We start from the raw sequence: 20,387 nt of genomic DNA, 5'->3' as shown, positions 1-20,387 counted from the left end.
GGTGTGGCGCGGCACCGGATTTCCCGGGCCGCGTCTAGCGGAGCGACCTGATCTTGTCGGTCAGCTCGCGGCCCGGCCGCGGGGAGGGCACCACGTGCGCCACCACCCCGTCCGGCTGGACGAGGACGGCGGTCAGCGCGCCGGTGCCGTACGTGCTCGCGAGGATCCCCTTGGCGTCGTCGACGACCAGCGGCGTGCCGGCGTGCACCGTGCCGGCCAGGGTCCGCAGGTCGCGCAGCGCCTGCTCGGCGGGGGCAGGGGAGGAGGGAGAGGAAGAGGAAGGGGAGGAAGAGGAAGGGGAGGAAGAGGAAGGGGAGGAAGGGGATGAAGGGGACGCGGTGGAGGTGCCGCGGCGGTCGGCGGCCAGCCAGAAGTTCAGCTGGTTCGCCTTGGCGTTGCCCGCCAGCTCGTCGACGACGGCCTCGCAGCGGCAGCCGGCCGGCACGATCCCGATCACCGCGGGCCGCATCTCGCGCAGCGGCATCGGGGTGTCCTCCTTGCCGAGCCGGGTGACGGTGCCCTCGGGGAGGTAGCCGCCGACGCGGCCGGGGCCGGCCGAGGGGTGCGGGGCGAGCAGCGCGGCGGTGGGACGGGGCGCGGGGCGCGGTCCGAACACGGTCATCAGGCCGCCGCTGATCAGCGCGATCAGCAGCGCGCCCGCGATGATGGGGACGGCCACCCCGTACCGGCCGAACGGGCGCAGGATCCGGCGGGTGCGGTCGCGGCGCCGCCGGCGCCGCTCCTCCCGGTGGTAGGCGACGACGTCGCGGTCGAGCTCGCGGGCGTCGTCGGGCACCACGACGTCGACCCGGGGCAGCCCGTAGTCATCGGGCTCGGGGTCGCCGCCGTCCGGCCTCACGCCGCACCTCCCTCCGGCTCCGTGCCGTTCCCCCTCCGCGCGCAGGGGCTCCGGTTCATCCCCTTCCGGGCGCTTCGTACCCGCGCGGCCCGGCTTGCTCACCTTCCAGTATGAGCCGCTTCGGCCGCTCTGGAAGGGGGTCCGCGGAAGGTGCCGGCGATCGCTCGCGAGGCCCCGAACAAGTCCGAAATGCACCCTTCATTGGCTTTGTCAAGACCCCAATTAGGGGGTTGACCTGCGCAAATGTCCTTAACGCCGGTGCGGTCACCGCCGGGCGCGTGGTACCCTGGTAGTAGCGGAAGGGGTACTTGTCACATGACTTTCCAGGTCGGCGACACCGTCGTCTACCCCCACCATGGGGCTGCTCGGATCGAGGCCATCGAGACTCGCACCATCAAGGGTGAGGAACGGACCTACCTGGTCCTGAAGGTCGACAAGGGCGACCTGACGGTGCAGGTTCCAGTGGAGAACGTCGAGGACGTGGGCGTTCGCGACGTCGTCGGCCAGGAGGGCTTGGAGAAGGTGTTCGAGGTGCTGCGCGCACCCTACACCGAAGAGCCGACCAACTGGTCGCGGCGCTACAAGGCGAATCTCGAGAAGCTCGCCTCCGGTGACGTGAACAAGGTCGCCGAGGTCGTCCGCGACCTGTGGCGGCGGGACAAGGAGCGCGGCCTGTCCGCCGGCGAGAAGCGCATGCTGGCCAAGGCGCGCCAGATCCTCGTCAGCGAGCTCGCGCTGGCGGAGAAGACCAACGAGGACAAGGCCGAGGCTCTCCTCGACGAGATCCTGACCGGCTGACCGGGCAGAATTGAGCGAGCGGCTTCCACGGGTGGGCGTCGGAACCGACGTCCACCCTTTCGGTGGCGAGGATCGTCCGCTGTGGGTCGCCGGCCTGCACTGGCCCGGTGAGGGCCCGGGGCTGGCCGGCCACTCCGACGGCGACGTCGCCGCCCACGCGGCCTGCGACGCCCTCCTGTCGGCGTGCGGCCTGGGCGATCTCGGCGCGGTCTTCGGCACGGCCGACCCGCGCTGGTCCGGCGCGTCCGGCACCGCCCTGCTCATCGAGACGGCCCGGCTGGTCGCCGGGTCCGGCCACGCGATCGGGAACGTGGCGATCCAGGTGATCGGCAACCGGCCCAAGATCGGCAAGCGCCGGGCCGAGGCCGAGAAGGTGCTGAGCGAGGCCCTCGGCGGCGCCGCCGTCAGCGTCTCCGCCACCACCACCGACGGGCTGGGCCTCACCGGCCGCGGCGAGGGCCTCGCCGCCATCGCCAACGCGCTCGTCGTCCCCACCTTCTGATTCCAGCTGATTGCAGATCGCGGCACGCCCGCCCGTCGCGGGCCGTCCGCCGTCCCGGTCAGTCGGCCGGCGGGGTGGGCGAGCTGCGCAGCGAACCGGACGGCGGGTCCTTGTCCCAGTCCCAGATCGGCAGGTCGTCCGAGGTGTCGATGCCTTCGGGATCGGTGTCCAGGGTGTCGCCCGCGTCGGGGTCCTCGGCGCGGTCGGCGGCCTGGTCCTCCGCGTCGTCGTCCGGTGCCCCGGACGGCGCCGGCACGGCCGGCATGATCATGTCGGGCTGGGTGGTCCTCGCCGCGCGCGCCACCTCGACGTCGGACGGCCCCAGCGCGAGCGGCGGCGGCGCGGGCCGGCCCTGGCCGGCCGGGATCACGGTGACCGTCTCACCGGCCGCGGGCGCGGCCGCGACGCTCTCCGCGGCACCGGCCTCGGCGGGCCGCCGGACGGCGGGAGCGGCGGTACGGGGCCGCCGGAGCTGGGCGATCATGCGCAGCCAGAGCCACACCGCGATGATCAGCATGACGTGCGGCGCCACCGCGACCCCGGCCCGGACCGGATCGCGGGGCAGCGCCCCGAACCCCCACAGCGCGTGCTGGACGGAAATCGCGGCCGCCCCGGCGACCAGCAGGAGCAGCAGCGCGCCGCGCAGCCAGCGGGACCACCAGCGGGCGCGGCGGGCGACGATCAGCGACAGCACCGTGATGACCACGAGCGCGTCCGCCATGACCGGGTACGCGGGCGCCCACCGCTCGCTCGCCCGGCCCGCCACCGCGAAGTCGCGCAGCACGTCGAACGTCAGCGCGAACGCCGCGCCCGCCAGTACGATCACCGCCAGCCCGGCGGCCGCCGCCGGCAACGTACGGGACAGGCGCTTCTCGCGCGGGGCAGGGGACTCGGCAGGCATGCGTTCTCCGGGGGCGCGCAAGAGCGGGACGGGGGTTCCGGTGAGGGTTCCACGGGGGAGATTAGCCAGCCGGAAGGTCGGTTTCCTCTACCTTCGCGGGGTGGCGCCGGATCGGGTCCGCGATCCGCACGCGAACCGGCCGCGATCAGGGCGCCGGACGCGCTAGCGTCATACGAATTTCGTCTACCAAAGAGGCGGGTCGTCGTATTTCCATGTCCTTCCTCCCCTCCCTTCCCTCCCATCCCTCGTTCCCCACGCCGGTCCTGGAACGGGCGTCCGACCGCAAGCTCGGCGAGCCGGTCCGGGCGTTCGAGTCGCGCGGCGGCGTCCAGCGCGCCTTGGCGGGCCTGCTCGCCAGGCGGCGCGGCGGCGGGTGCCGGGCCGCCTACCTGTTCACGGGCGGGCTCGTGGTCGACGAGGGCGGCGGGCGCGGAGCCGCCCACCGCTGGGACGACCTGGTGGCCGTGACCGCCTCGGGCGTCCGGCACGCCGGGCGCGACCGCACCGTCTACCGGTTCACGGTCACGGCCGCGGACGGGGGCCGGATCGTGCTGGGCGACGAGCTGGCGGACGTGCGGGAGCTCGGCGAGGCCGTGACGGCGGAGGTCGCCCAGCGGGTCCTCCAGGGCTACCTGGAACGCGTCGCGGCGGGGGAGCCGGTGCGGATCGGGCCGTTCGAGGTGGGGCGGGACGGCGTCCGCAGGGAGGACGAGATGGTCCCGTGGCCCGCCGTGGACGAGGTCGACATCGACAACGGGATGGTGACCGTCCGGTCCCGCGACGGCGTGCGGGCGCTCACCGCGATCGCGTCCCAGGTGCCCAACGCGGTGGCGCTGGTGACGCTGTGCCGGAACCTCGCGGGCGGCAATGGCGCCCCTCCGCGGTAGCGGATCCAATAACCTGAACCCGTGAGCCTGCGCCTTTACGACACCGGTACCCGTACGATCCGCACGTTCGAGCCCCTGGAAGAGGGCCGCGTGGGGATGTACGTGTGTGGTGCGACGCCGCAGGCCGCGCCCCATATCGGCCACCTCCGCTCGGGCGTCATCTACGACGTGCTGCTGCGGTGGCTGCGCCGGTCCGGGTACGAGGTGACCTTCGCCCGCAACGTGACCGACATCGACGACAAGATCCTCGCGGTGGCGCAGGACGACGGCGTGCCGTGGTTCGCGGTGGCGGAGGGCAACCAGCGGGTCTTCACCTCCGGGTACGACCTGCTCGGCTGCCTGCCGCCGACGATCGAGCCGCGCGCCACCGGGCACGTCCCGGAGATGATCGTGCTGATGCGGCGGCTGATCGAGCGGGGGCACGCGTACGCGTCCGACGGCGACGTGTACTTCGACGTCCGGTCGTGGGCGGAGGAGTACGGCTCGCTGTCCAACCAGCGGCTGGAGAACATGCGCTCGCAGGGCGAGCCGCCGGAGGCCCGCAAGCGCGACCCGCTCGACTTCGCGCTCTGGAAGGGCGCCAAGCCCGGCGAGCCGACCTGGGAGACGCCGTGGGGCGACGGGCGGCCCGGCTGGCACCTGGAGTGCTCGGCGATGGCGACCAAGTACCTCGGCGCCACGTTCGACATCCACGGTGGCGGGGTGGACCTGATCTTCCCGCACCACGAGAACGAGATCGCCCAGTCCCGCGCGGCCGGCGACGGCTTCGCCCGCTACTGGCTGCACAACGGGCTGCTGACGGTCGACGGCGAGAAGATGAGCAAGTCGGTCGGCAACGTCGTGCTGCTGCCCGATCTGCTCGGCAAGGCCCGTCCCGCCGAGGTCCGCTACTACCTGGCCGCCGCGCACTACCGGTCGCTGATGGACTACACCGACGCGGCCCTGGGCGAGGCGGTGTCGGCGTACCAGCGGATCGAGGGCTTCGCGACCCGCGCCGCCGAGATCGTCGGGGCCGGGACGGAGGCGGCGGAGCTGCCCGAGGCGTTCACCGCGGCCATGAACGACGATCTCGGCGTGCCGCAGGCCCTCGCGGTCGTGCACGAGGCCGTACGGGAGGGCAACAACGCCCTGGCGTCCGGCGACCACGACGCGGTCCGCGAGCGGCTGGCGTCCGTCCGGGCGATGACGGGCGCGCTGGGCCTGGACCCGCTGTCGGAGCAGTGGTCGCGGGCCGGCGAGGACGACCTGCGCCCGGTCGTGGACGCGCTCGTCGCGGTGGCGCTGGAGCAGCGGCAGGCCGCGCGCGGCCGCAAGGACTACGCCGCCGCCGACGCGATCCGGGACGGGCTGGCCGAGGCCGGGATCCTGGTCGAGGACACCCCGCACGGCCCGCGCTGGGAGCTCAAGCGCGGCTGACCCGACCTCCGTGAGGTGATCACGCGATGTTCGAACGGTTCACCGACCGGTCCCGGCACGTCATCGTCCTCGCCCAGGAGGAGTCCCGGCTGCTCGGCCACGACTACATCGGGACCGAGCACCTGCTGCTCGGCCTGATCCGCGAGGACGCCGACCAGGAGGCGGGGGAGGTCACCGCGGCGCTGGCGCCGCGGGGCATCGGCCTCGCCGCGGTCCGCGCCAAGATCGAGGAGGTCGTCGGGGAGGGCGCCGGCGGCGGCGAGGGCGAGCACGTCCCGTTCACGCCGCGCGCCAAGGTGGTGCTGGAGCTGGGCCTGCGGGAGGCGCAGCGCTTCGGCCACGAGGGCATCGACGCCGGGCACCTCCTGCTGGGCCTGCTGCGCGAGGGCAAGGGGCTGGCGGCCCGGGTCCTGATGGATCTCGGCGCGGACCTGGACGAGCTGGCGCGGGCGGTGGTGCGCGCGCTCGGCGGGCAGGGGTCCGCGCTCCCACCGGAGTTCCGGTACATGCCGCCGCCGGGCCGGGGCCCCGGGCCCGGCCTGGATGCCTTCGCGGGGCGGCTGGAGGCGATCGAGGAGCGGCTGGACCGCATCGAGCGCGCGATCGCCCGGCTGGCGGATCGGCTCGACCCGCCGTCCGGCGGTGCCTGAGGGGCGTTCCACTCCTGGGCGGCGCCTAAAATCGGAGGATGCCCAAGCGTAAGGGGAAGGGTCCCACTCCCAAAGCCGAGGACCGCCACTGGCACGGCAAGCGGCAGCGCGCCCGCGCCGTCAAGAGCGCCAAGCGGACCGGGACCCCGACCCTGGGTCCCGGGGGCCGTCCCAAGCAGCCCGGGGGCGAGCCGGCGCGGCAGAGCCGCCCGGCGGGCGCGCGCCGCGCCACCGGCGAGACGCCCGAGCTGGTCACCGGCCGCAACCCGGTCGTCGAGGCGCTGCGGGCGGGGGTGCCGGGCACCGCGCTGTACGTGACGTCCGGCACCGACGAGCGCGTCCGCGAGTCCATCCAGCTCGCCGCCGACCGCAACATCCCGCTGCTGGAGACCGGCAAGAACGAGCTCGACCGGCTCACCGACGGCGCCGTCCACCAGGGCATCGCGCTCCAGGTCCGGCCGTACCGCTACGCCCACCCGGACGACCTGCTCAAGGGCACGTCGCCGCTGATCGTCGCGGTGGACGGGATCACCGACCCGCGCAACCTCGGCGCGATCGTGCGGTCGGCCGCCGCGTTCGGCGCGAGCGGCGTCGTGGTGCCGGAGCGGCGCGCGGCCGGGGTGACCGCCGGGGCCTGGAAGGCGTCGGCCGGGACGCTGGCCTCGCTGCCGGTGGCCCAGGCGACCAACCTCGTCCGGCAGCTCAAGGCGTACCAGAAGGCCGGCTGCTTCGTCGCCGGGCTCGACGCGCGCGGCGGTGTCACGGTCGGCGATCTGGAGGTCGCGTCCGGGCCGTTCGTGCTGGTCGTGGGCTCGGAGGGCAAGGGGCTCGGCCGGCTGGTCGCCGACACCTGCGACATGCTCGTCACGATCCCGATGCCGGGCAAGGCCGAGTCGCTCAACGCCGGGGTGGCCGCGGGGATCGCGCTGTACGAGATCTCCCGCCTGCGCTCCTGACCCGTCCCGTCCCGCCGGCGGTGTCGCGCGACGCGACGCCGCCGGCGGCCGTGCGGCGCCATGGTCAGGGCTCGATCAGGCCGGTGCGGATGGCGTACCGGGTGAGTTCGAGCCGGTCCTTCAGGCCGAGCTTGGTCAGGATGTTCGCGCGGTGCCGTTCGACCGTCTTGACGCTGATGAAGAGCGTGTCGCCGATCTCGCGCGAGGTGTTCCCCTCCGCGACCAGCTTGAGCACCTCCTCCTCGCGCGGCGTGAGCACGGTCTCCGGCGCACCGCCCTGCCTGGCCTGGTCCAGGTACGAGCGGATCAGCGCGGTCACCGCCCCCGGGTACAGGAACGGCTCGCCGCGCATCGCCGCCCGGCAGGCGTCGATCAGGTCCCGGTCGGCGAGCGACTTGAGCACGTACCCGGCCGCGCCCGCCTTGAGCGCCTCGAAGAAGTACTGCTCGTTGTCGTGCATCGTCAGGATCAGGATGCGCAGCTCCGGCAGCGTCCTGGCCAGCTCGCGGGCCGCCTGGAGGCCGGTCAGCCGCGGCATGGCCACGTCCAGCACCGCCAGGTCGGGACGGATCTCGCGGGCCAGCTCCACCGCCTCCGCGCCGTCCCCGGCCTCCGCCACCACCCGGAGATCGGGCTCGCTGTCGAGGATCAGCCGGACGCCGCGCCGTACCAGCGCGTGGTCGTCGGCCAGCAGGATCCGGATCGGCTCGGTCATTCGTCTCCCTGCTCTGTCGTCCGGACGCGCAGCGTCACCTCGGTGCCCTGCCCCGGCCCGGAACGGATCGTGAGGCCGGCGCCGATCAGCAGCGCCCGCTCGCGCATGCCCCGGATCCCGGCGCCCTCGTCCTCGCCGCCCTTACCCCGCCCGTTGTCGCGTACGCGCAGCGTCACGCCGCCACCGTCCCGGTCCGCGGCCAGTTCCAGCACGGCCTCGGTGGCGCCGGCATGCCGCGCGACGTTCGTCAGGCCCTCCTGGGCGATCCGGTAGATCACCAGCTCGGCCTGCGGGCTCAGCGGGGGGAGATCGGGATCCAGCTCGCGGCGGACCGCGAGCCCGTCGAACTGGTGGGTCAGCGACGCCAGTGCGCTCATCAGCCCGAGGTCCTCCAGCACCCCCGGACGGAGCCGGTGCGCGATCATGCGGACCTCGTCCAGGCTGTCCCTGGTGACCTCCTGGACCTCGCGCAGGTCCGCGCGCAGGGACTCGGGCGCCCGGTCGGTCACCCGCTTCAGGCCCAGCAGCACCGCGGTCAGGCTCTGCCCGATCTCGTCGTGCAGCTCCTGCGCGATGCGGCGGCGCTCGTCCTCCTGCGCCGACAGCGCGCGGGCGCTGCTGAGGCCGCGCTCGGCCTCCAGCCGCGCCAGCATCTGGTTGAACGTGGCGATCAGCGCGGCGATCTCGCCGCTGCCGGTCACCGGCAGCCGCTGGCCGGGCCGCAGCAGGTCGATCGTGCCCATCAGCTGGGTCAGCCGGCCGAGCGGCGCCAGCCCCCAGCGCAGCAGCGCCGCGTTCGCCGCCAGCATCGTGCCCGTCCCGGCGACCAGCACCACCGCCTCGGTCAGCCGCACCGGCGCCGAGACCGTCCACGGGCCGATCATCAGCAGGACGGTCGCCACCACCCCCATCAGGGCGTTCAGCCAGAACACCCGCCAGAACAGTCTCATCGCCCCGCCCGCGCTCCTCGTCCCTTCGCGGGTTCGTTCGCGCCCCGCGGCTTCACCGTAGGCGACGCGGCGCCCTGACCAGGCGTGCTACATGGCGCCCCCCACCGGAAATGGGTGCCGCCACCAATGGTGGAGCCGGGCGCCATGGCCGATGGTTGAGGTTGGGAGCCGTCCATCCGGCGGCTCTCCCTTCGCGCCGTGCCTCAAGCGACGTTCCCGCCTCGCGGGGAACGGGGAGCGGCGCGACGGGCCCCGGCCCCTACGCCCTGGGGGGCCGGGGCTCTTTTAGTCATGCCCGAGAAAGGGGTGTGTCACATGACCGCCGAAGCCGAGCACGCCGTTCCGAACGAGATCATCCGGCAGGCCGGGCAGCGGCTGCGGGAGGACCGGGGGACCCGCGCCGAGCAGCTGGCCGACCTGGAGCGGTCGGTGGAGCACCTGCCGCCGGCCGAGGTCGAGGAGTCCGCCCACACCCGCATGGACAACCTGCGGGAGATCCTGAAGGAGATCGACGGGGCGCTCCAGCGGGTCCAGGACGGCACCTACGGGCGCTGCGAGCGCTGCGCGAAGGACATCCCGCCGGGCCGGCTGGAGATCCTCCCGCACGCGCGGTTCTGCGTCGCGTGCCAGCAGCGGAACGCGCGCTGAGCCGCCGTCCGCCCCGACCCCCCTGACCGGGATCCCCTTCCTGCCCGTGCGGGGATCCTGAGCCGCCGGGCCCGGCCGAACCCTCGGGCCCGGCGGCACCTCCCGCCTCAGCGGGCGAGATGGCGGGAGATGACCAGGCGCTGGATCTGGTTGGTGCCCTCGAAGATCTGCATGACCTTGGCCTCGCGCATGTACCGCTCGGCCGGGAAGTCGCGGGTGTAGCCGGCGCCGCCGAGCACCTGGACGCCGTCCGTGGTGACCTTCATGGCGTTGTCGGTCGCGACCAGCTTGGCGATCGACGCCTCCCGGCCGTACGGGCGGCCCGCGTCCTTGAGGCGCGCGGCGGCCAGGTACGTCGCGCGGGCCGACTCCACGGCCGCGGCCATGTCGGCCAGGACGAACGCCAGCCCCTGATGGTCGATGATCGCCTTGCCGAACGCCTCGCGCTCCTTCGCGTACGCCACGGCCGTGTCGAGCGCCTGCTGCGCGAGTCCGGTCGCGACCGCAGCGATGCCCAGCCGGCCCGCGTCCAGCCCCGCCAGCGCGATCGACAGGCCCTGCCCCTCCTGGCCGATCAGGTTCCCGGCCGGGATCCGGACGCCCTCCAGCCGCACGGTCGCGGTCGTCGAACCCATCAGGCCCATCTTGTCCTCGGGCTTGTCGAACTCCAGCCCGGGGGTCCCGGCGGGCACGTGGAAGCACGATATGCCGCGGGCGCCGTCGTCGGACGTGCGGGCCATCACCGTGTAGAAGTCGGCCTTGCCGCCGTGCGTCGTCCACGCCTTGGCGCCGTTCAGGACGTAGGAGTCGCCGTCCTTCACGGCCTTGGCGCGCATCGCCGCCGGGTCGGAGCCGGCGTGCGCCTCCGACAGGCAGTACGCGCCGAGCCGCTCGCCCGACAGCATGTCCGGCAGCCACTCGGCGCGCTGCCCGTCCGTGCCGTACCGGAACAGCGGGAAGCACGACAGCGCGTGCACGCTGACGCCCACGCCGACGCTCGCCCACGCCGTCCCGATCTCCTCCAGGGCCTGGAGGTAGACCTCGTACGGCTGGGCGCCGCCGCCGTACTCCTCCGGGTACGGCAGCGACAGCAGGCCGGCCCGGCCGAGCGTCGTGAAGACCTCGCGCGGGAACGTTCCGGTGCGCTCGGCGTCGTCGACGCGCGGCGCCAGCTCCTTGCCCGCGATCTCGCGGGTGAGCGCCACGAGGTCCGCGGACTCGGGCGTGGGCAGGTGCCGGGTGGCGGGCATGCGGGACTCCTTTCGCCGCCTCGCAGGATAGCCGCGCCACCCGGTCGCTCAGCGGCGGCGGTTCTCCGGGCGGCGGAACGGGTTGCCGCTGATGTGGTCGATCCCGGGCAGGTCGGTGCCGGGCGGGACGACCTCGTCGATCGCGTCCAGCGCGGCCGTGCCGAGCGTGACGTCCGCGGCGGCGAGCAGGCCGTCCAGCTGCTCCATCGTCTTCGGCCCGATGATCGTCGAGGTGATCGCCGGGTGCGCGTCGACGAAGCCCAGCGCCAGCTCGGTCATCGAGAGCCCCGCCTCGTCAGCGATCTTCACCAGCTTCTCCACGGCGTCGTACCGGGCCGGGGTGCTCGGGTCCTCCGCCAGGCTCCCGCCGCGCCGGCCGTAGACGCCGTCCCGGCTGTACCGCGACCCGCCCGGAACGTCCTGGTCGCGCCGGTACTTGCCGGTGAGCCAGCCGCCCGCCAGCGGGCTCCACGGGATCACGCCCATCCCGTGCCGCTCGCAGGCCGGCAGCACCGACTCCTCGATCGACCGGGCGAAGATCGAGTACTGCGGCTGCTCGCAGACGAACCGCTCGCTCCCGCGCCGCCGCGCCGCCCACTGCGCCTCCACGATCCAGTCGGCCGGGTAGCTGGACGACCCCAGGTACAGCACCTTGCCCTGCCGGACGAGGTCGGTCAGCGCGCCGAGGGTCTCCTCCAGGTCGGTGCCCCAGTCGTGCCGGTGGATCTGGAAGAGGTCGATGCGGTCGGTGCCCAGCCGGCGCAGGCTGTCCTCGACCGCCTGGACGATCCAGCGCCGCGACCCGCCCCTGGCGTTGCGGTCCTCGCGCATCGGGTTGAAGAACTTGGTCGCCAGCACCACCTCGTCCCGGCGCTCCCGGATCGCCTTGCCGACGATCTCCTCGCTCTCGCCGCGCGAGTAGATGTCGGCCGTGTCGATGAAGTTGATCCCGCCGTCCAGCGCCCGGTTGATGATCCGCGCGCACTCGTCGTGGTCGGGATTGCCGAGCCGGCCGAACATCATCGAGCCCAGGCACTGCGTGCTGACCTCGACACCCGTACGGGCGAGCTTGCGATACCGCATCCGTGCTCCTCTTGCCTCTGGACCTACGCTTGGACGGCGAAACAGCCTGAAACGACCCTAGGCGAACGCTCACGAGGGGACCTCCTTGCCCGACTCGACCTCCCGTCCCTGGCTCCGGCACTACAACCCCGGCCGTCCCGCCTCCCTCGTCCAGGAGCACCGGACGATGCCGGACCTTTTCCGCGCCACCGCCGACGCGGCCCCCTGGCGCACGGCGATCCACTACTTCGACGGCGCGCTGACGTACGCCGACCTGGACGAGCGCTCCGACGCCCTCGCGGCCGCCCTCGCCGAGCGCGGCTTCGCCCGCGGGGACGCCCTCGCGCTCTACACCCAGAACGACCCCGCGTTCGTCGTCGGCCTCCTCGCCGCCTGGAAGGCCGGCGGCAAGGCCGTCATGGTCAACCCGATGAACAAGGCGCGCGAACTCGCGTACCTGCTCGCAGACTCCGGCGCGACCGCCCTGCTCTGCCTGGACACCCTGCACGAGGTCGCCCGCGAGGTCCTCGCGGAGACGTCGGTGACCACGACGGTCACCTACTCGGCCCTGGACGGCCAGACCCGCGACGACCCCCGCCTCTTCGCCGGCCTGGAACGTGCCGTCCCGGCCGGCGCCCTCGATCTGGAAGATCTCATCGCCGCGTACCGGGGAAGGAAACCCGCGCCCGCCGCGCCTTCCGGCGACGACGTGGCGGTCCTCTCGTACACCTCGGGGACGACCGGGAACCCCAAGGGCGCCATGAACACCCACGCGTCCATGGCGTTCAACTGCCAGACCTACCGCGAGTGGATGGCGCTGACCGAGACCGACCGCATCCTCGCCCTGGCGCCCGTCTTCCACATCACCGGCCTGATCGGGCATGTCGGCGCCGCCCTCCTCACCGGCTGCCCGCTGATCCTCGCCCACCGCTTCGAGCCCGCCGTCATGCTGGACGCCGTCCGCGAGCACCGGCCCACGTTCACGGTCGGCGCGATCACCGCGCTCGTCGCCCTCGCCGGCTCGGCCTCGAAGGAGGACTTCGCCTCGTTCCGGGCCGTCTACTCCGGCGGCGCGCCGATCGCCCCGGCCGTCCACGAGCGGATCCTGGACGGCACCGGCGTCGACGTCCACAACATCTACGGCCTCACCGAGACGAACTCGCCGACCCACGCCGTGCCGCTGGGCCGCCGCGCGCCCGTCGACCCGGAGACCGGCGCCCTCTCCATCGGCGTCCCCGTCTTCGACACCACCGCCCGCGTCGTCGACGACGCGGGCGACGAGGTCCGTTCCGGCACCATCGGCGAACTCGTCGTCGCCGGGCCCCAGGTCGTCCCCGGCTACTGGAACCGCGAGTCCCTCCCCGGCGGCGAGCTGCGCACCGGCGACGTCGGCTTCATGGACCACGAGGGCTGGTTCTACATCGTCGACCGCAAGAAGGACATGATCAACGCGGCCGGGTACAAGGTCTGGCCGCGCGAGGTCGAGGACGTCCTCCTCCAGTATCCCGCCGTCCACGAGGCCGCCGTCGTCGGCGTACCGGACGACTACCGCGGCGAGACCGTCAAGGCGTACGCCGTCCTCCGCCCCGGCGCCGCGGCCACCGAGCGGGACCTCATCGAGCACTGCCGCGCCCGGATGGCGGCGTACAAGTACCCCCGCTCCGTCGAGTTCCTCGACGCCCTCCCCAAGACCGCCACCGGCAAGATCCTCCGCCGCTCCCTCCGCTGAAGAGCGGCACCATGCTCCAGGGCCCTCCACCGGGATGGCGAGGCGCGACACCGACCACGGAACCTGGAGCTATGCGCCTCCGGACGCGCACTGGAGGAGATCGGCCGGTCCTGCGATCCGCCCATGACGCCGTACGAGATCGTCGAGAGCGCGCGTTCGGGGAGTTCGCCTCCCCGGCGGTCGCGGGTACCCCGCTCATGGCCGCCGGGCTCGGCCCCGACGCCGCCCTCTACGGGACCGTACGCGCCGCCATGCTGGGCGACGCGGCCTTCGTCTGAGGGGGCGCCGGGGCCGAGGGGTTCAGTCCCGGGCGGGGTCCGCGATGGGAAGGGAGATGCGCCAGGCGACCAGGGCGGCGGCGGCCAGTCCCGCCAGGGCCAGGAGGCTGCTGGCCTGGAACGGTCCGGTGCCGGCCAGGGCGGGGGCGAACCCGATCCCGACGTAGAGGGTGACTCCGGTCGAGCCGCCGAGCTGGTCGGCGGCCCGCTGGACGCCGGACGCGATGCCCGCGTCGGACTCGGTGACCGCGGACACCGCCGCGTACTGCAGGCCGACGATCCCGAACCCCATGCCGGCGGCGATGAGCAGCATCGCCGGGATCATCGCGAGGGCACCGGCCTCCAGGTGCGCGGTCAGGGCGATGGCCGCCATGGCCAGCGCCGTGAAACCGATACCGGTCAGGGCGCAGGCCCGGGCGCCCCAGCGGCCCAGCAGCCGCGGGACGAACACCGAGGCCGCGATGAGCGCCACGGCCAACGGCACCAGCGTCAGGCCCGCACGCAGCGGGCTCAGCTCCAGCCGGTCCTGCAAGTAGTACGTGAACAGCAGGAACGAGGTGGACAGGGCCGCGCTCAGCAGGGCGGTGGCCAGGTTGGCCAGGACCCGCGGCCGGCTGCGCAGGAGCCGCAGCGGCACCAGCGGGTCGGCCGCGCGGCGCTCCACCGCGACGAACCCGGCCGCGGCGAGCACCGCGCCCGCCAGCGCCGCGGGCGGGAGCCACGCCGGCGACCCGCCGTCCTCGCCCGCCTGGACGATCCCGAAGGTGAACAGCAGCGGCGCCGCGGTCAGCAGCAGCGCCCCGGGCAGGTCCAGCGGGGTGCGCACCGCCGGCGGATCGGCCGGGACCAGCGAGACCACCGCGCCGAGCACGACCAGGATGAACGGGACCGCCACCAGGAAGACCCACCGCCATCCCAGCAGCTCGGTGATGACGCCGGACAGCACGAAGCCCAGGACCAGGCCGCAGCTGGCCACCGCCGCCCAGACGCTCAGCGCCCGGGTCCGGCGCGGCCCCTCGGGGAACATCAGCACGATCACGGCCATCGCCGCCGGCAGCGCCAGCGCCTCGCCGGCCCCCTGCAGGAGCCTGGCCGCGACCAGCAGCGGGAACGACGGCGCGAGCCCGGCCAGCAGGGACGCGGCCCCGAAGAGGAACGTGCCGACCAGCAGGACGCGGCGCCGGCCGGCCACGTCGCCGAGCCGGCCGCCGAACATCAGCAGCCCGCCGCCGGTGATGGTGTAGCCGACGATCACCCAGGTCAGCCGTCGGCCGTCGGCACCGAAGTCGGCGCCGATCGACGGCAGCGCGACGTTGACCACGGTCACGTCGACCGCGATGAGGAACTGCAGCATGGCCATGCAGCACAGCACCAGCCACGCGCGCGCGGGGGACGGGGAGTCCGCGCGCGAAGAGAGAATGCCTGAGGGCACCAGAAAGCTCCGTTGCTCGGAAGGGAGATTCCGGGCAGCACGGGAAGGCCGCTCCGGATCGGACCACGGAGCGGCGGAACGTTCAGCGCGAGTGAGAGGAACGCTCCGCCGCTAGCGGAGCGTCCTGGTCACAGCGGTTGCGGCGGCGGCAGCGGCCGCGGAGGAGGCACCGGACACGAACGCGATCGTACCGGAGCCCGCGGCCGGACCGGTCCCGCGGCGCCCGCGCCGGTCTGCGAGGAGCCCCCGGCCGGGTTCGAACCGGCGACCTGCCGCTTACAAGGCGGCTGCTCTGGCCAGCTGAGCTACAGGGGCATGCCGGCGTGCGCCGACGGGGTCACAATACCGTCCGAGGGGCGGGGCGCGCGGCCCGTTATCCGGGTGGCGGGACTGGTCGAGTTACCGGCCGGTACGGCATGCTGGGGGCGTTCCGCCGCGCGCGCCCGGGCGTACCGTCCCGAGCGTGCCCTAATGTGCCGAGTGACCGGGCCGGGGAAGGGGCCCATGGCACAATGTTGCCTCCCGTGTGTAGGGGCTGAGCCGGGGTGGATCCGCGTCGTGGTCGGGCGTCCGGGAGGAGGTGCGGTGGCGTGTCGCATGACGGTCGCCGCCGCTTTCCGCCCACCAGGTTCGCCGCCGCGGCGACCGCGCTGACCCTCGTCGCCGCCCTCGCCGTCCCGGCCGCGCTGCTGCCGGACGGGACCGCCGCCGCCGGACGCCAGGCGGCCGGGACCCCGGTGGCCGAGCCGGCGGCGCCGTTCGACCAGATCCGGGCCCGCGAGTGGCACCTGAACGCGATGCGCGTGCCCCGGGCGTGGAAGTGGTCCAAGGGCGAGAACGTCACGGTCGCCGTCCTCGACACCGGCGTCGACCAGCGCCATCCCGACCTGGCCGGGCGGGTGACCGAGGGACCCGACCTCACCGGCGGGACGCGCGAGCCCGGCAGCCGGTTCTGGGGGCTGCACGGCACGTCGATGGCCAGCATCATCGCCGGGCACGGCAACGGGCCCGGCGGGCAGCGCGGCGTGATCGGCGTGGCGCCCGAGAGCCGCATCCTGTCGATCCGGGTGACGTGGGAGAACGACGACCCGCAGCGGCAGAGCACGAACGGCGTGACGCGCAATCGGGACGCGGTGGCGCAGGGCATCCGGTACGCGGTCGACCACGGCGCCCAGATCATCAACATGTCGCTGGGCGGCGGCCGGCTGTTCTACGACGGCAACTCCACCGAGGAGAGCGCGATCCGGTACGCCCTGAGCAAGGGCGTGGTGCTGATCGCCTCGGCCGGCAACGACGGGGCCGGGCCCAACCGCAACAACTACCCCGCCGCGTACCGGGGCGTGATCGCGGTCGGCGCGCTGGACCGGCGGCTGAAGCTCTGGAAGGACAGCAACCGGCGGCAGTACGTGGCCGTGTGCGCGCCCGGCGTGGAGATCGTCAGCGCCGACTCCAGCAACGGGTACGTCGTCGGCACCGGCACCAGCCCGTCCTCGGCGATCGTCGCCGGGGTGGCCGCGCTGATCCGGTCCCGCTACCCGAAGCTGCGTCCGGACGAGGTGCGGCAGGCGCTGGTCCAGGGCGCGGCGCCGCGCCGCCCGACCGGGTCGACGACCTGCACGGGTCCGCTGGACGCGGTACGGGCGCTGGCCGCCGCCGCCAAGATCAACCGGTCGGCCGCCGCGCCGGCCGCGCAGGCCACCCGGACGAGCCAGCCGCCCGCCCCGTACGCGGCGGCCGAGGAGGACGACGGCGGGTTCCTGCTGACGGCCGTGCTCGGCGGCGGCGGGTTCCTGGTCGTCGTCGGGGTCCTCATGGGCTGGCGGCAGCGCCGCAGGCCCGAAGACGAGTACGGCGAGTACGGCGAGCACGAGGAGTACGGCGCGTTCGGGGAAGGCCGGGAGCGGGAGGAGTACGGGGCCGTCTCCGACTACGGCCTCGGCGCGCCGCGCGCGCCCGCCGCGGCGGCGGCCCGTGCCGAGCCGCCCCTGCCGCCCGTACCGCCGGTGGCGCCGGTGAACGCGCCGCTGTGGCAGAGCAACGACGTCTACTCCGGCCCGCCGCCGCAGGCGCCGTCCCGGCCGCAGGCGCCGCCGTGGCCGCAGCCCGCCGCCGACCCCGCGCCCGCCCCGCCGCCCGCGCCCGCCGCGGAGCCCGCGCCCCCGGCGCCGCCCGCGCCCGTGCCGCCGGCGCCCGCCGCCGGGCACTCGTTCGGCGACCTCAACGGCGGCCCGCCGCCCCCGCCGCCGCAGGTGAACGGCGGTGCGTACTCCGCCGGCGACCCCAACTACACCGTCATCGACGACGAGGAGTGGGAGCGGTTCCGCCGCAGCGCCCTGGAGGGCTCGCTGGACGACGACTACGCTGCGCCCCGGGAGCGGCCCGAGCCCGAGCGGCGGGCGGAGGAGCCCGACGACTACCGTCCCCCCTGGTGGTGACCGGCCCGCGCCCGCTACTCCGGCGGGCGTAGCGCGGGAGTCTCCGGCTGGACGATGACGGGGGCCGTACCCGTCGCCGAGCATCGACTCATCCGCGAAAGAGGAGGTCGATGACCATGTTGACGACGATGGCGACGGCGCTGGCGCACCCGGGGCCGTGGAACGAGGACGGTCCCGCCGGCGCCCCCGCGTGGTGGCCGGTGTTCCCGATCTCGTTCGGGCTGTTCTGGGTGGCCGTGGCGGTGGGCGCGTTCTACCTGCTGCGGCGCCGGACGGCGCACACGGCGACGGCGGCGGCCGCCGCGTCCGACCCGGCGGGGCCGGCCCGGACGATCCTGGCCGAGCGCTTCGCCCGGGGTGAGATCGACGAGGACGAGTACCAGGCCCGCCTGGCGGCCCTCCGCTACGACGGCTGATCCGCCGTCAGGGCGCGTCCTCGCTCCGCCGGGGCTCCGGCGCGGGCGCGCCCGCCTCCTCGAAGATCTTGTCGATGCCGCCGTCCGGGTCGACGGGGGCGCGGGCGGCGGCGTCGGCGAAGCGGGTGAGGAGGCGGGCGAAGTCGGCGCGCTCGGCGTCGGTCCAGCCGGTCATGAGCTCGTCCAGGTAGTCGCGGCGGAAGCGGTCGGCGACCTGCTTGACCCGGACGCCGGCGCCGGTCAGCCCGAGGTTGGCGCGGCGGGCGTCGACCGGGGACGGGCGCCGCGAGACCAGGCCGGCCTCGATGGCGTGGCCCACCAGGCGGCTGGCGGTGGACGGGTCGATCTCCAGCCGCTCGGCGACGGCGCCGACGGTGACCTCGGTGCCGGCCGCGGCGCTCAGGCCCGCGACGGCGTGCACGACCATGAGGTTCGAGATCTGCAGCGGGCGGCCGCCGGGCCCGGCGGTGGTCTGCGCGCGGATCCGCTTCATCAGGTCGGGCTTGGCCCACAGCCGGCGCAGGTGGAACAGCGCGAGGGAGACGTCGGCCAGCACCGGGTCGGGCAGCCCGCCGGACGGGTCCGGGAAGTCCGCCGCCCGCGCTCCCGCCGGGTCGTTCTCGCTGCTCATTCCGATGGTCTCCCGTCCGAGGCCGGTGGTGTCGGTAGCGTACAGACGGATGAACGCATGCACGCTACATGTTTCAACGCGCGGCGCCGGCCGGGGGTTCCAGCGGCGTGGCGGGGGACGGGCGGGGCGCCCGTGCGAGAGCGTGGGGCGCGCCGTATCCGTCCCGGGCGTCCCTCCAGAGCCGTTCCTCGGGAACCGCCGGACGATGTCCGCGGGGGCGCGTAGCATGGCGACGCCGAACCCGGACGAGCCGGGACTAGTAACCACAGAGGGGACCCTCATGCCCGAGGCACACGCCCCCGGTGACGGCCCTCAACAGGACGGAAGCATGAACGATGGCTCAGCCCTGCGACCGGTGAACGACGACGGCCCGGAAGACGACGGCGCCTTCCCGGCCGGCCTCCTGTCCGAGCGCGACCGCCAGATCCTCGCCTTCGAGCGGCAGTGGTGGAAGTACGCCGGAGCCAAGGAGCAGGCGATCCGCGAGATGTTCGACATGTCCGCGACGCGGTACTACCAGCTGCTCAACATCCTGCTCGACCGGCCCGAGGCGCTCGAGCACGACCCGATGCTGGTCAAGCGGCTGCGCCGGATGCGCACGCAGCGGCAGCGGCAGCGCGCCGCGCGCCGCCTCGGCATCCGGCCGTGACGGGACCACCATTGGTGGGGTGAACCCTCTGCCCTCCCTGACGGCCGGCGGCGCCGCCGGCCTCGACGCGATCCGCGCCGACCCCTCCCGCGCCGTGCTCGGCTTCGACTTCGACGGCACGCTCGCCCCCATCGTCGACGACCCCGCGGCGGCCCGGGCCCATCCCGGCGCCGCGCCCGTGCTGGCCCGGCTGGCGCCCCGGGTGGGCGCGCTGGTGATCGTCACCGGCCGGCCCGCCGCCGTGGCGGTCGAGTACGGCGGCTTCGCCGGCATCGACGGGCTCGTCGTCCTCGGCCAGTACGGGCGCGAGCGCTGGGACTCCGGCGAGCTGACCGTTCCCGAGCCGCCGCCGGGCGTGGCCGAGGCGCGCGCGAAGCTGCCGGAGATCCTCCGGGTCTCGGGCGCGCCCGCCGAGGCGTACGTCGAGGACAAGGGGCTGGCGCTCGCCGTGCACACGCGGCGGTGCGCCGAGCCGCAGGTCGCGCTCGACCGGCTGCGCGGCATCCTCGGCGCGCTCGCCGAACGCACCGGCCTGGTGGTGGAGCCGGGACGGTTCGTCCTCGAACTGCGCCCGCCCGGCATGGACAAGGGCATGGCGCTGCGGAGCTTCGTCGCGGAACGGGACGGCGGCCGCCCCTCGGCGCTGCTGTTCGCCGGGGACGATCTCGGCGACCTGGCGGCGTTCGACGCCGTGGACGAGCTGCGCGCCGCCGGCGTGCCGGGCGTCAAGCTGTGCAGCGGCTCCGCCGAGGTGGCCGAACTCGCCGGCCGTGCCGACCTCGTCGTCGACGGCCCCGCCGGGGTGGTGGCCTTCCTGGAGACGCTGCTGTCTACCTGACGGCCACGGGTGATGAACACCGTGTAGGGATTTGTCGTATCCGGACAAGAGCTTCCCGGCCAATTGGCGAATCGTGCGTTACCGACGGGGTGCGCGCGGGTGAAGAGTTCTCCTGCGCGAGACTGTGCACGATCCGGTGGGTGACGTGAAGGGGGAGCGTGACATGGACACCGATCCGGGAAGCGGGCGCGGCGGGCCGGGCGGGCGCCGGGGGGACGGCCGCCCGATCGTCCCGCCGGCGCAGAACGCCCGCCAGTCCGGGGCCCTCGGCGCCCGCGAGACCAGCGGGGTCCATCGCGAGCTCGCCGGCCTCCCGGCCGACCGGGCCCGCGACCGCGTCACCACCGCCGGGCTGGACGAGTGGGCCGCCGCCAACCTCGTCTCC

Annotated in this window: 22 protein-coding genes and 1 tRNA gene; 14 read left to right on the top strand and 9 right to left on the bottom strand. The window is 74.2% G+C overall.

What is annotated here, in order from left to right; genetic code table 11:
* Positions 1-34 precede the first annotated feature (34 nt).
* Complete coding sequence (locus AB0881_RS16165; RefSeq protein ID WP_366617681.1) at positions 35-859, bottom strand: hypothetical protein; 825 nt, start codon at positions 857-859, stop codon at positions 35-37.
* Positions 860-1,174: 315 nt separating this feature from the next.
* Between AB0881_RS16165 and AB0881_RS16160 the strand changes: the two genes are divergently transcribed.
* Both AB0881_RS16160 and ispF read left to right on the top strand, forming a co-directional pair.
* The gene (locus tag AB0881_RS16160) at positions 1,175-1,657 is read left to right on the top strand and encodes a CarD family transcriptional regulator (RefSeq protein WP_366617680.1); all 483 of its coding nucleotides are present in this window, start codon (positions 1,175-1,177) and stop codon (positions 1,655-1,657) included.
* A 31-nt stretch (positions 1,658-1,688) separates the two neighbouring features.
* A complete protein-coding gene (ispF, locus tag AB0881_RS16155; RefSeq protein ID WP_366617679.1) occupies positions 1,689-2,159 on the top strand; it encodes a 2-C-methyl-D-erythritol 2,4-cyclodiphosphate synthase in 471 nt (156 codons plus the stop codon).
* 58 nt (positions 2,160-2,217) lie between these two features.
* Here ispF and AB0881_RS16150 read toward each other — a convergent pair whose 3' ends face one another.
* Positions 2,218-3,060 carry a hypothetical protein gene (locus AB0881_RS16150; RefSeq protein WP_366617678.1) on the bottom strand — a complete coding sequence of 281 codons (843 nt, stop codon included), beginning with the start codon at positions 3,058-3,060 and terminating at the stop codon, positions 2,218-2,220.
* 212 nt (positions 3,061-3,272) lie between these two features.
* Between AB0881_RS16150 and AB0881_RS16145 the strand changes: the two genes are divergently transcribed.
* From AB0881_RS16145 to rlmB, 4 genes are read left to right on the top strand one after another with little or no spacing between them, the layout of a single operon-like run.
* Entirely contained in the window at positions 3,273-3,947 is a 675-nt protein-coding gene (locus tag AB0881_RS16145; protein WP_366617677.1) for a DUF6585 family protein, read from the top strand.
* A gap of 21 nt (positions 3,948-3,968) precedes the next feature.
* Complete coding sequence (cysS, locus tag AB0881_RS16140; RefSeq protein ID WP_366617676.1) at positions 3,969-5,363, top strand: cysteine--tRNA ligase; 1,395 nt, start codon at positions 3,969-3,971, stop codon at positions 5,361-5,363.
* A gap of 26 nt (positions 5,364-5,389) precedes the next feature.
* On the top strand, positions 5,390-6,013 hold the full coding sequence (locus AB0881_RS16135) for a Clp protease N-terminal domain-containing protein (protein WP_366617675.1): 624 nt from the start codon (positions 5,390-5,392) through the stop codon (positions 6,011-6,013).
* 38 nt (positions 6,014-6,051) lie between these two features.
* The gene (gene rlmB, locus AB0881_RS16130; RefSeq protein ID WP_366617674.1) at positions 6,052-6,969 is read left to right on the top strand and encodes a 23S rRNA (guanosine(2251)-2'-O)-methyltransferase RlmB; all 918 of its coding nucleotides are present in this window, start codon (positions 6,052-6,054) and stop codon (positions 6,967-6,969) included.
* Positions 6,970-7,033: 64 nt separating this feature from the next.
* Here rlmB and AB0881_RS16125 read toward each other — a convergent pair whose 3' ends face one another.
* Together AB0881_RS16125 and AB0881_RS16120 are read right to left on the bottom strand one after the other, a co-directional pair.
* A complete protein-coding gene (locus AB0881_RS16125) occupies positions 7,034-7,684 on the bottom strand; it encodes a response regulator transcription factor (protein WP_366617673.1) in 651 nt (216 codons plus the stop codon).
* Positions 7,681-8,634, bottom strand: a complete 954-nt coding sequence (locus AB0881_RS16120; RefSeq protein WP_366617672.1) for a sensor histidine kinase — start codon at positions 8,632-8,634, stop codon at positions 7,681-7,683. The genes AB0881_RS16125 and AB0881_RS16120 overlap by 4 nt, the downstream gene beginning before the upstream one ends.
* Before the next feature lie 315 nt (positions 8,635-8,949).
* Between AB0881_RS16120 and AB0881_RS16115 the strand changes: the two genes are divergently transcribed.
* Positions 8,950-9,282 carry a TraR/DksA C4-type zinc finger protein gene (locus tag AB0881_RS16115; RefSeq protein WP_366617671.1) on the top strand — a complete coding sequence of 111 codons (333 nt, stop codon included), beginning with the start codon at positions 8,950-8,952 and terminating at the stop codon, positions 9,280-9,282.
* Positions 9,283-9,389: 107 nt separating this feature from the next.
* Here the strand turns inward: AB0881_RS16115 and AB0881_RS16110 are convergent, their stop codons facing one another.
* Together AB0881_RS16110 and AB0881_RS16105 are read right to left on the bottom strand one after the other, a co-directional pair.
* On the bottom strand, positions 9,390-10,532 hold the full coding sequence (locus AB0881_RS16110) for an acyl-CoA dehydrogenase family protein (RefSeq protein ID WP_366617670.1): 1,143 nt from the start codon (positions 10,530-10,532) through the stop codon (positions 9,390-9,392).
* Between the two features lie 48 nt (positions 10,533-10,580).
* The gene (locus AB0881_RS16105; RefSeq protein WP_366617669.1) at positions 10,581-11,615 is read right to left on the bottom strand and encodes an aldo/keto reductase; all 1,035 of its coding nucleotides are present in this window, start codon (positions 11,613-11,615) and stop codon (positions 10,581-10,583) included.
* A gap of 85 nt (positions 11,616-11,700) precedes the next feature.
* Here AB0881_RS16105 and AB0881_RS16100 point away from each other — a divergent pair, with 85 nt between their 5' ends.
* Both AB0881_RS16100 and AB0881_RS16095 read left to right on the top strand, forming a co-directional pair.
* A complete protein-coding gene (locus AB0881_RS16100) occupies positions 11,701-13,323 on the top strand; it encodes an AMP-binding protein (protein ID WP_366617668.1) in 1,623 nt (540 codons plus the stop codon).
* 71 nt (positions 13,324-13,394) lie between these two features.
* Positions 13,395-13,601 (top strand): hypothetical protein, encoded by a 207-nt coding sequence (locus tag AB0881_RS16095; RefSeq protein WP_366617667.1) that lies wholly within the window; start codon positions 13,395-13,397, stop codon positions 13,599-13,601.
* A 22-nt stretch (positions 13,602-13,623) separates the two neighbouring features.
* Here AB0881_RS16095 and AB0881_RS16090 read toward each other — a convergent pair whose 3' ends face one another.
* Together AB0881_RS16090 and AB0881_RS16085 are read right to left on the bottom strand one after the other, a co-directional pair.
* A complete protein-coding gene (locus tag AB0881_RS16090; protein WP_366617666.1) occupies positions 13,624-15,033 on the bottom strand; it encodes an MFS transporter in 1,410 nt (469 codons plus the stop codon).
* A 241-nt stretch (positions 15,034-15,274) separates the two neighbouring features.
* Positions 15,275-15,348, bottom strand: a tRNA-Thr gene (locus tag AB0881_RS16085).
* A gap of 275 nt (positions 15,349-15,623) precedes the next feature.
* On the opposite strand from AB0881_RS16085, the gene AB0881_RS16080 reads away from it, so the two are divergent.
* Both AB0881_RS16080 and AB0881_RS16075 read left to right on the top strand, forming a co-directional pair.
* On the top strand, positions 15,624-17,468 hold the full coding sequence (locus AB0881_RS16080; RefSeq protein WP_366617665.1) for a S8 family serine peptidase: 1,845 nt from the start codon (positions 15,624-15,626) through the stop codon (positions 17,466-17,468).
* 110 nt (positions 17,469-17,578) lie between these two features.
* The gene (locus AB0881_RS16075; protein WP_366617664.1) at positions 17,579-17,884 is read left to right on the top strand and encodes an SHOCT domain-containing protein; all 306 of its coding nucleotides are present in this window, start codon (positions 17,579-17,581) and stop codon (positions 17,882-17,884) included.
* Positions 17,885-17,891: 7 nt separating this feature from the next.
* On the opposite strand, the gene AB0881_RS16070 is transcribed toward AB0881_RS16075, so the two are convergent.
* Positions 17,892-18,515: a MarR family winged helix-turn-helix transcriptional regulator gene (locus AB0881_RS16070; RefSeq protein WP_366617663.1), complete on the bottom strand. Its 624-nt coding sequence runs from the start codon at positions 18,513-18,515 to the stop codon at positions 17,892-17,894.
* 328 nt (positions 18,516-18,843) lie between these two features.
* On the opposite strand from AB0881_RS16070, the gene AB0881_RS16065 reads away from it, so the two are divergent.
* From AB0881_RS16065 to AB0881_RS16055, 3 genes are all read left to right on the top strand, one after another.
* Positions 18,844-19,164 carry a DUF3263 domain-containing protein gene (locus tag AB0881_RS16065; protein ID WP_366617662.1) on the top strand — a complete coding sequence of 107 codons (321 nt, stop codon included), beginning with the start codon at positions 18,844-18,846 and terminating at the stop codon, positions 19,162-19,164.
* 19 nt (positions 19,165-19,183) lie between these two features.
* On the top strand, positions 19,184-20,002 hold the full coding sequence (gene otsB / locus AB0881_RS16060) for a trehalose-phosphatase (protein ID WP_366617661.1): 819 nt from the start codon (positions 19,184-19,186) through the stop codon (positions 20,000-20,002).
* A gap of 163 nt (positions 20,003-20,165) precedes the next feature.
* The coding region (locus AB0881_RS16055) for a hypothetical protein (protein ID WP_366617660.1) at positions 20,166-20,387 on the top strand (222 nt) is incomplete at its 3' end.

This window comes from Spirillospora sp. NPDC029432 (assembly GCF_040703975.1).
Lineage (GTDB): Bacteria > Actinomycetota > Actinomycetes > Streptosporangiales > Streptosporangiaceae > Spirillospora.
Note: the sequence above shows the minus strand (reverse complement) of the source record. Positions and strands in the feature narration are given on the sequence as shown.